Origin of the sequence: Streptomyces sp. SID14515 (assembly GCF_010548505.1) — a bacterium.
Taxonomy (GTDB): Bacteria; Actinomycetota; Actinomycetes; order Streptomycetales; family Streptomycetaceae; genus Streptomyces; species Streptomyces caviscabies.
The window spans coordinates 1-8,711 of the sequence record NZ_JAAGMH010000051.1; the positions used below are offsets into that span (position 1 = coordinate 1).

General features: G+C 72.7%; 8 protein-coding genes. 1 reads left to right on the forward strand and 7 read right to left on the reverse strand.

The genetic code is table 11. The annotated features are described in order from the left end of the window. Positions 1-523, reverse strand: a 523-nt coding sequence (locus G3I54_RS09765; RefSeq protein WP_164613126.1) for an NAD(P)-binding protein, incomplete at its 3' end; no start/stop codon positions are given. A gap of 238 nt (positions 524-761) precedes the next feature. Next, positions 762-1,661: a TIGR01777 family oxidoreductase gene (locus tag G3I54_RS09770; protein ID WP_164613128.1), complete on the reverse strand. Its 900-nt coding sequence runs from the start codon at positions 1,659-1,661 to the stop codon at positions 762-764. Between the two features lie 62 nt (positions 1,662-1,723). Between G3I54_RS09770 and G3I54_RS09775 the strand changes: the two genes are divergently transcribed. After that, a complete protein-coding gene (locus G3I54_RS09775) occupies positions 1,724-2,245 on the forward strand; it encodes a GNAT family N-acetyltransferase (protein ID WP_164613130.1) in 522 nt (173 codons plus the stop codon). A gap of 16 nt (positions 2,246-2,261) precedes the next feature. Here the strand turns inward: G3I54_RS09775 and G3I54_RS09780 are convergent, their stop codons facing one another. From G3I54_RS09780 to sucB, 5 genes are all read right to left on the reverse strand, one after another. After that, entirely contained in the window at positions 2,262-2,783 is a 522-nt protein-coding gene (locus tag G3I54_RS09780; protein ID WP_164613132.1) for a DUF4240 domain-containing protein, read from the reverse strand. Between the two features lie 62 nt (positions 2,784-2,845). After that, positions 2,846-3,835, reverse strand: coding sequence for a YafY family protein (locus tag G3I54_RS09785; protein WP_164613134.1), 990 nt, complete (start codon positions 3,833-3,835; stop codon positions 2,846-2,848). Positions 3,836-3,958: 123 nt separating this feature from the next. Next, a complete protein-coding gene (aceE, locus tag G3I54_RS09790; protein WP_164613136.1) occupies positions 3,959-6,631 on the reverse strand; it encodes a pyruvate dehydrogenase (acetyl-transferring), homodimeric type in 2,673 nt (890 codons plus the stop codon). Between the two features lie 266 nt (positions 6,632-6,897). After that, positions 6,898-7,521 carry a GntR family transcriptional regulator gene (locus tag G3I54_RS09795; protein WP_164613138.1) on the reverse strand — a complete coding sequence of 208 codons (624 nt, stop codon included), beginning with the start codon at positions 7,519-7,521 and terminating at the stop codon, positions 6,898-6,900. Positions 7,522-7,669: 148 nt separating this feature from the next. Then, the coding region (gene sucB, locus G3I54_RS09800) for a 2-oxoglutarate dehydrogenase, E2 component, dihydrolipoamide succinyltransferase (RefSeq protein WP_164613140.1) at positions 7,670-8,711 on the reverse strand (1,042 nt) is incomplete at its 5' end.

Sequence of the window (8,711 nt, forward strand, 5' to 3'; positions counted from 1 at the left end):
CCAGCAGCCGGGCCGCGGGGGTGGCCGCCAGCCGGGACAGCGCCGCGCCCAGCCGGGCCCGGTCGATCGCCCCGGTCACCACGTTGCCCCGGCCGCCGCCGCGCGCCGGAGCGCCGTGCTCGTTCCCGTACGCGCTCTGCGCCGCCCAGGGAGTGCGGGGCGCTCGGGGGGCGCTCGAACGGGTGCGTACCGCCTTGAGTGCGCCCCTCGCGCTCCGTATGTCGCCGGTGAGATGGCGTCGGCCCTCGCTGTGGACCAGGACCCCCGGCGCGAACTCCCGCAGCTCCGGGGTGCCGAGCCCCGGAGTGCCGGTCAGCTCGGGCCAGGAGGTGCAGAGCAGCGGGCCGAGCCGGTCCAGCCGGAAGCCGTCCACCTCGTCGGTGGCGAGCCGGCCGCCCACCCGGGGCGCGGCCTCCAGGACACTGACGCCGAGCCCCGCCCCGATGAGCAGGTGGGCCGCTGACAGGCCGGCGATTCCGGCCCCGATGATGACCACGTCTGCGTGGTGTGCCGTGCTGCGCACGTGCCCCTCCCCGAGTCGGTGCGACTGGTGGGGGGCTCTTGCCCCCAACAGGTCCCCGGAATGCCGGAGTTCGCATCGAGGCTAGGAGGATGGCTGATACTGGGTCAGACGCGCGTGCCGGGGAGCACCGGGGCACGGGGTCGCACACGCCGCACCGGGCGGGTCGCGAAGGGGGCGCGCGGACCGGTGGGCCCCGGGCGCGGCGCGCGGCGCGACCGGGGGCCCCGGCGCGTCCGGCTCAGCGCAGTGCGGCGCGGATCGCCCCGTCGATGCCCGGGAAGGCGAACGAGAAGCCGGAGTCCAGCAGCTTCGCCGGGACCACCCGCTGGCTGCCCAGCACATCCTCCGCGAACTCCCCGAGCACGAGCTTCAGCGCGGGCGCCGGCGCGGGGAACAGCGTCGGGCGGCGCAGCACCCGGCCCATCGCGGCGGTCACCTCGGCGTTGGTGACCGGCTCCGGACCGGTCAGGTTCACCGGCCCGGTCAGCGACTCGGTGTCCAGGATGTGACGCAGCGCCGCGACGTGGTCGTGCAGCGCGATGAAACTCCAGTACTGCCGGCCGTTGCCGAGCCGCCCGCCGAGACCGGCCTTGAACAGCGGGAAGAGCCGCCCCCAGGCCCCGCCCTCGCGGCCGACGACCAGGCCGGTCCGCGCGTGCACCGTGCGGATGTCCGCCTCTTCGGCGGCGGCGGTGGCCGCCTCCCACTCCTCGCAGACCGAGGGCAGGAACCCGTCCCCGGGCGGCGCGCTCTCGTCCACCCGCCGGTCCCCGGTGTCGCCGTAGAAGCCGATGGCGGATCCGGAGAGCAGGACGCGGGGCGGGGTGTCGAGCGAGGCGACGGCCTCGGCGACGGCGGCCGTGCCCAGGACCCGGCTGTCCCGGATCTCCCGCTTGTAGGCCTCGGTCCAGCGGTGGTCGCCCACCCCGGCCCCGGCCAGATGCACGACGGCGTCGCAGCCGACGAGCCCGGCCGCGTCCACGTAACCCCGCTTGGGGTCCCACTCGACCTCGTCGCCGGTTCTGGCGGGGCGGCGCACCAGGCGGGCCACCTCGTGCCCGTCGGCGCGCAGCGAGCGCACCAGCGCCGCTCCGATGAGTCCGGACGATCCGCTGACGGCGATACGGGAGCTCGGCATGGGCCCATCCTGCCCCATGAAACGCCTCGAACACCGGGAACACCGCGTGGCACAGTGACCCCATGGCCGCACTCACCCTCCGCCCCGTCCGCCCCGCCGTGCCCGCCGACGACGCCGAGCTCGCCGAGCTCGACCGGTCCACCTGGTCGACGCTGCACGCGGTCCTGCCGCGGCCGACGCCCCCGTACGACCCTTTCTTCGGCGAGCGGCACCCGCCGGAGGACTTCCTCGTGGTGGAGGCGGAGACGGCGGACGGCCGGGCGGGCATCGCCGGGTACATCCGTCTCATCCCGCCCACCCCGCTCGCCTCCAACGCCCATGTGCGCCAGATACGCGGCCTCGCCGTGGCGGACTGGGCGCGCGGGGCCGGTGTCGGGCGGACCCTGCTGCGGGCCGCGTTCGCCGAGGCCCGCCGCCAGGGCGCCAACCGGATCACCCTGCGGGTCCTCGGGCACAACGACCCGGCCCGCGCGCTGTACGCCTCCGAGGGCTTCACCGTCGAAGGGGTGCTGCCCGGGGAGTTCTTCCTGAACGGGCGTTACGTCGACGACGTCTGCATGGGCCGCCCGCTCGGCCCCGCCTGACGCCCGGGCGGGGAGGTCACCGCGGCCCGAAGCGGTCCCACAGCTCGGGGAAGCGGGCGGCGAGCGCCTCCTCGTCCTCGAAGTCGACCGGGGTGCCCAGCGGCTCGGCGGCCTGCGGCGGCAGCCCCAGGTCGGGCGCGACCACACCGGTGAGCTGCTCGTACGCCTCGTCGGCCGCGTACCCCAGGTCCTCGCCGTCCCCGTCGATCTCCTCGTCGAAGTCCTCCAGCAGCTCCGCCAGGCTGTCCGGATCGTGCAGCGCCCCCTCGAAGACCTCCCGGCCCTGGCCGATCAGCCAGCAGCGGAAGTAGTCGAACGCGTCGTCGCTCGCCCCGCCCAGCAGCACGGCAGCCGCCCCCCACAGGTCCCAGGCGTAGGCGCGGTTGTAGCGGGCCTCGAAGTGCCGGGCGAAGTCCAGCACGGAATCGGGATCGAGCTGCACCAGCCGTTCCACCAGCAGGTCGGCGTGGTCCTCGGGGTCGCCCTCGGCGGCCTCGCGGGTGCTGTCGATGATCTCCCAGAATTCCGTTTCGTCCATCACGGGTCCAGCATCCAGCCTGACGGGGGCTCCCGCACGCGCAGACACCGAATTGAAGCCTTTCAGCGATACATCTCGCGCAGACGTTCGGCGGCCTCCGCGAACCGCAGCCGCAGCGACTCGGGCGCCAGCACCTCCAACTCGGGCCCCAGCCCCAGCAGCTGGCCGTACGCCACGTCCGGCGACTCCACCGGCAGCGTGAGGGTGCGCCACCCGTCCGGGCCGGGCTCGGAGGCCTCGGCGAGCGCCGCCGCGGCCGCCGCCCGGTCACCGGTGTACGCGAGCATCCGCGCCCCGCGCCCGGACACCCGTACGGTCACCTCGGTCCGCAGCAGGGACCGGGCGAACCCGGCGGCCCGCTCCGCCCAGAACCCGGGCAGATCGAAGGTCTCGTCCCGCTCGAAGCGCTCCTCGGCCGGCTCGGCGGCGGTGAAGCGGTCGATCCGGTAGACCCGGAAGTCCTCGCCGGCCCGGGCGCACAGATACCAGACGCCGGCCTTGAGGACGAGACCGTACGGAGCGAGCTCCCGCGTCACCTCCGTACCCTGCTCGCCCGTCTCGCGGCCCCCGCCTCGGCGGTAGCGGGCCCGCAGCAGCCGGTCGTCCCAGACCGCGTCGGCGATGGCGGGCAGCAGTTCGGGGGTCTCCGGCTCGTGGTACCAGGAGGGCGCGTCCAGGTGGAAGCGGCGGGCGGCGGAGGAGGAGGCGTCGCGCAGCGAGGGCAGCAGCGCGGCCGACACCTTGAGGCGGGCCGCCGACGCCGCGTCCTCCAGGCCCATCTCGCGCAGCGCCGCGGGCAGTCCGGAGAGGAAGAGCGCCTCCGCCTCGTCGCGGGCGAGGCCGGTCAGCCGGGTGCGGTAGCCGCCGACGAGCCGGTAGCCGCCCGCCCGGCCGCGCTCCGCGTAGACCGGGACGCCCGCGTCGGAGAGCGCCTGCGCGTCCCGGGTGACCGTACGCTCCGACACCTCCAGCTCGGCCGCCAGCTCGGCGGCGGTCATCGCGGGGCGGGCCTGCAGGAGCAGCACCATCTTGATCAGCCGGGCAGCACGCATGGGCCCATTGTGGCGGCAGCGGCCCGGCGGGCCACGCCGGAAAGCCCCCGGCCGCCGGGGCGGACGCGTTGTCGGACGCGCCCGCCCCGGTGACCGGGGGCTTCACCTGGGTACGGGAGGGGCTCAGAGCCCGTAGCGCTCCCGGGCCTCCTTGACCGCCGAGGCCGGGACCTCGCCGCGCTTGGCGAGCTGGGCCAGCGAGGCCACCACGATCGACTGGGCGTCGACGCCGAAGTGGCGGCGGGCCGCGGCTCGGGTGTCGGAGAGGCCGAAGCCGTCCGTGCCGAGCGAGGACCAGTCCTGCTCCACCCACTGGCTGATCTGGTCCGGGACCTGGCGCATCCAGTCGCTGACCGCGAGCACCGGGCCCGGCGCACCGGAGAGCGCCTGGGTCACGTACGGCACCTGCTGCTCACCGCGGAGCAGCGCCTCGTCGGCCGCCAGCGCGTCGCGGCGCAGCTCGCCCCACGAGGTGGCGGACCAGACGTCGGCCGTGACGCCCCAGTCGGCGGCCAGCAGCTCCTGGGCCTCCAGGGCCCAGTGGATCGCCGTACCGGAGGCCAGCAGCTGCAGGCGCGGCGCGTCCGCCTTCGCGGGCGTGCCCTCCTTGAAGCGGTAGAGGCCCTTGACGATGCCCTCCTCGACGCCCTCGGGCATCGCGGGCTGGGGCTTCGGCTCGTTGTAGACCGTCAGGTAGTAGAAGACGTCCTCGGCGTCGGGGCCGTACATCCGCCGCAGACCGTCCTTGACGATCACCGCGACCTCGTACGCGAACGCCGGGTCGTAGTTGAGCGAGGCCGGGTTGGTGGCCGCGATCAGGTGCGAGTGGCCGTCCGCGTGCTGGAGACCCTCACCCGTCAGGGTCGTACGGCCCGCCGTGGCGCCGACGATGAAGCCCTTGCCGAGCTGGTCGGCGAGCTGCCACATCTGGTCGCCGGTCCGCTGCCAGCCGAACATCGAGTAGAAGATGTAGAACGGGATCATCGTCTCGCCGTGCGTCGCGTACGACGTGGCGGCGGCGATGAAGTCGGCCATGGCCCCGGCCTCGGTGATCCCCTCGTTGAGGATCTGGCCGTCCTTGGCCTCCTTGTAGTACATCAGCTGGTCGCGGTCGACCGGGTCGTACGTCTGGCCCAGCGGCGAGTAGATGCCGGCGGACGGGAAGAGCGACTCCATACCGAAGGTACGGGCCTCGTCCGGGACGATCGGCACCCAGCGTTTGCCGGTCTCCTTGTCCCGCATCAGGTCCTTCACCAGGCGGACGAACGCCATGGTGGTGGCCATCTCCTGCTTGCCGGACCCCTTGTAGAGGGCCTTGAAGGCGCGCTCCTCGGGCTGCGGCAGAGGAGCCGAGGCGTGCATCCGGCGGGCCGGGGCGGGGCCGCCGAGGGCGGCACGGCGCTCCTGGAGGTAGCGGACCTCGGGGGAGTCGGCGCCGGGGTGGCCGTAGGGGACCAGACCGTCCTCGAATGCGCTGTCGGGGATCGGGAGGCCGAGCAGCTCGCGCATGCCCTTGAACTCGTCGATCGACAGCTTCTTCATCTGGTGGTTGGCGTTCTTGGACTCGAAGCCCTTGCCGAGCGTGTAGCCCTTGACCGTCTGGGCCAGGATCACGGTCGGCGCGCCCTTGTGCTCCACGGCCGCCTTGTACGCCGCGTACACCTTGCGGGCCTCGTGGCCGCCGCGCGAGGTGTAGAAACACTCGGCGATCTTCGCGTCGGTGAGCAGCTTCGCCAGCTCGGCGAGCGCGGGCTCGGCGCCGAAGAAGTGCTCGCGGATGTAGGCGACGTCGCGGGTGGCGTACGTCTGGAACTGCGCGTCCGGGACCTCGCGCAGGCGGCGCAGCAGCGCGCCCGTGGTGTCCAGCTGGAACAGCTCGTCCCAGGCGTTGCCCCAGAGCGTCTTCACGACGTTCCAGCCGGCCCCGCGGAACTGCGCCTCCAGCTCCTGGACCACGCGGAAGTTGGCGCGGACCGGGCCGTCGAGGCGCTGCAGGTTGCAGTTGATGACGAAGGTCAGGTTGTCGAGCTGCTCACGGGCCGCGAGGGCCAGGGCGGCGGTCGACTCGGGCTCGTCCATCTCGCCGTCGCCCAGGAAGGCCCAGACGTGCGAGTTGGCGGTGTCCTTGATGTTGCGGTTGGCCAGATAGCGGTTGAAGCGCGCCTGGTAGATGGCCGAGAGCGGGCCGAGGCCCATCGACACGGTGGGGAACTCCCACAGCCAGGGCAGCCGCCGCGGGTGCGGGTAGGAGGGCAGACCCTCGCCGCCCGCCTCCTGGCGGAAGTTGTCGAGCTGCTGCTCGCTGAGGCGGCCGTCGAGGAAGGCGCGGGCGTAGATGCCGGGGGAGGCGTGGCCCTGGATGTAGAGCTGGTCGCCGCTGCCGTCCCCCTCCTTGCCGCGGAAGAAGTGGTTGAAGCCGGTCTCGTAGAGCCAGGCCGCCGAGGCGAAGGTGGCGATGTGGCCGCCGACCCCGAACCGCGAGCCACGGGTGACCATCGCGGCCGCGTTCCAGCGGTTCCACGCGGTGATCTTCGACTCCAGTTCCAGGTCGCCGTCGAACGCGGGCTCGGCGGCGGTCGGGATGGAGTTGACGTAATCGGTCTCCAGCAGCTTGGGCAGCGCGAGACCGGCGCCCTCGGCGTGCTGCAGCGAGCGGCGCATCAGGTACGCGGCGCGGTGCGGGCCGGCGGCCTGGGTGACGGCGTCCAGGGAGGCCGCCCATTCGGCGGTCTCCTCGGGGTCACGGTCCGGGAGCTGGTCGAGCTCGCTCGGAAGCTTTCCTACGGGGTCGGTCATGATCGCCGCCTTCCGGAGAGGAGGGGGGTGGAGAAGGCTCTATCTGGCAGGACAGAGCGATGGGGCCGGTGGGCCCGCGAAGTGAACTGTAAGGCGCTGATCGATGATCGATCAAAGGATTGAAGGCAAAACTTCTCGATACGAAGAAAAGTGGCATGGGGTGCCTCGAAAAGGGGCACGGAGTGACGCGAAATAGCGTGCAAATAGGGCGCTGACCTGCACGGAAGAGCAGGTCGGGCGCCAGATGATCGGACGGCTGTACGGGCTTAGGCCCGGGGCGCGCAGCCCAGCACATGCGCCTTCACCAGCGCCCCGATCTGCGGGTCCTCGGCGAGGAACGCGTCGATGAGCGCCTGGTGCTCCTCCGCGTACGACTTCTGCACCGTGCCCAGCCAGCGGATGGAGAGGGCCGTGAACACCTCGATGCCCAGCCCCTCCCAGGTGTGCAGCAGCACCGCGTTCCCGGCGGCCCGCACCATCTCCCGGTGGAAGCCGACCGTGTGCCGCACCTGCGCCTCGCCGTCGGCCAGCCGGTCCGCCTCGTACAGCGCGACCACGTGCGGGGCCAGCGCCGAGCAGTCCTGGCCGAGCCGGGGGGCCGCCAGCTCCGCCGCGATCTGCTCCAGGCCGGCCCGGACCGGGTAGCTCTCCTCCAGGTCGGCGGCGGTGAGGTTGCGGACCCGGACGCCCTTGTTGGGGGCCGACTCGATCAGCCGGAGCGTCTCCAGCTCGCGCAGCGCCTCGCGCACCGGCGTCTGGCTGACCTCCAGCTCAGTGGCGATCCGGCGCTCCACGATCCGCTCGCCCGGCTTCCAGCGCCCGCTGACGATCCCCTCCACGATGTGCTCGCGGATCTGTTCGCGCAGCGAGTGGACGACGGGCGGGGTCATGAGGTGCTCCTTCAGGGCAGACCGGTGCTGCCTACATCATCACGGTGGCGGTGGGCCTCCCGGGCTGTTTAGACAATACGGCGGCGCCCCCGCCCGGAAGAGTTCCGGACGGGGGCGCCGCTGGTGAGGCTGGTTACAGCGGGGTCGTTCAGAGGCCGAGCTCGACCTCGAACTCACCGGCCTCCAGGATCGCCTTGACCGCGGTCAGGTAACGGGCGGCGTCCGCGCCGTCCACCAGACGGTGGTCGTAGGAGAGCGAGAGGTACGTCATGTCGCGCACCGCGATGGTCTCGCCGAGGTCCGGGTGGTCGATGACCACCGGACGGCGGACCGTCGCGCCGATGCCCAGGATGGCGGCCTGGTTCGGCGGCACGATGACCGTGTCGAACAGGGCCCCGCGCGAACCGGTGTTGCTGATGGTGAAGGTGGCGCCGGACATGTCGTCCGGCGTCAGGCCGCCACCGCGCGCCTTGCCCGCGAGCTCCGCGGTCTTCTTGGAGATACCGGCGATGTTCAGGTCGCCCGCACCCTTGATGACCGGGGTCATCAGACCCTTCTCGGCGTCCACGGCGATGCCGATGTTCTCCGAGTCGAAGTACGTGATGGTGCCCTCGTCCTCGTTGATCCGGGCGTTGATGACCGGGTGGGCCTTCAGCGCCTGGGCCGCCGCCTTCACGAAGAACGGCATCGGGGACAGCTTGACGCCCTCACGGGCGGCGAAGGAGGCCTTCGCCTGGTTGCGCAGCTTCATCAGCTTGGTGATGTCGACCTCGAGGACCGAGGTCAGCTGGGCCTGCGAGTGCAGCGCCTTCATCATGTTCTCGCCGATGACCTTGCGCATGCGGGTCATCTTGACCGTCTGACCGCGCAGCGGGGAGGCCTCCAGCTTCGGCGCCTTGGCGGCCGCCGGAGCAGCTGCCGGGGCCGGAGCGGCTGCGGCGGCCTTGGCGGCCTCCGCGGCGGCGACGACGTCCTGCTTGCGGATACGGCCACCGACGCCGGTGCCCTTGACCGCGCTCAGGTCCACGTTGTTCTCGGACGCGAGCTTGCGGACCAGCGGCGTGACGTACGCGCCGTCGTCACCGGAAGGCGCGGCCGGAGCGGCCGGCGCCGGGGCGACGGGGGCGGGCTGCGCCGGAGCCGGAGCCGGGGCCGGAGCGGCGGGAGCCGCCGGGGCCTGGACCGGAGCC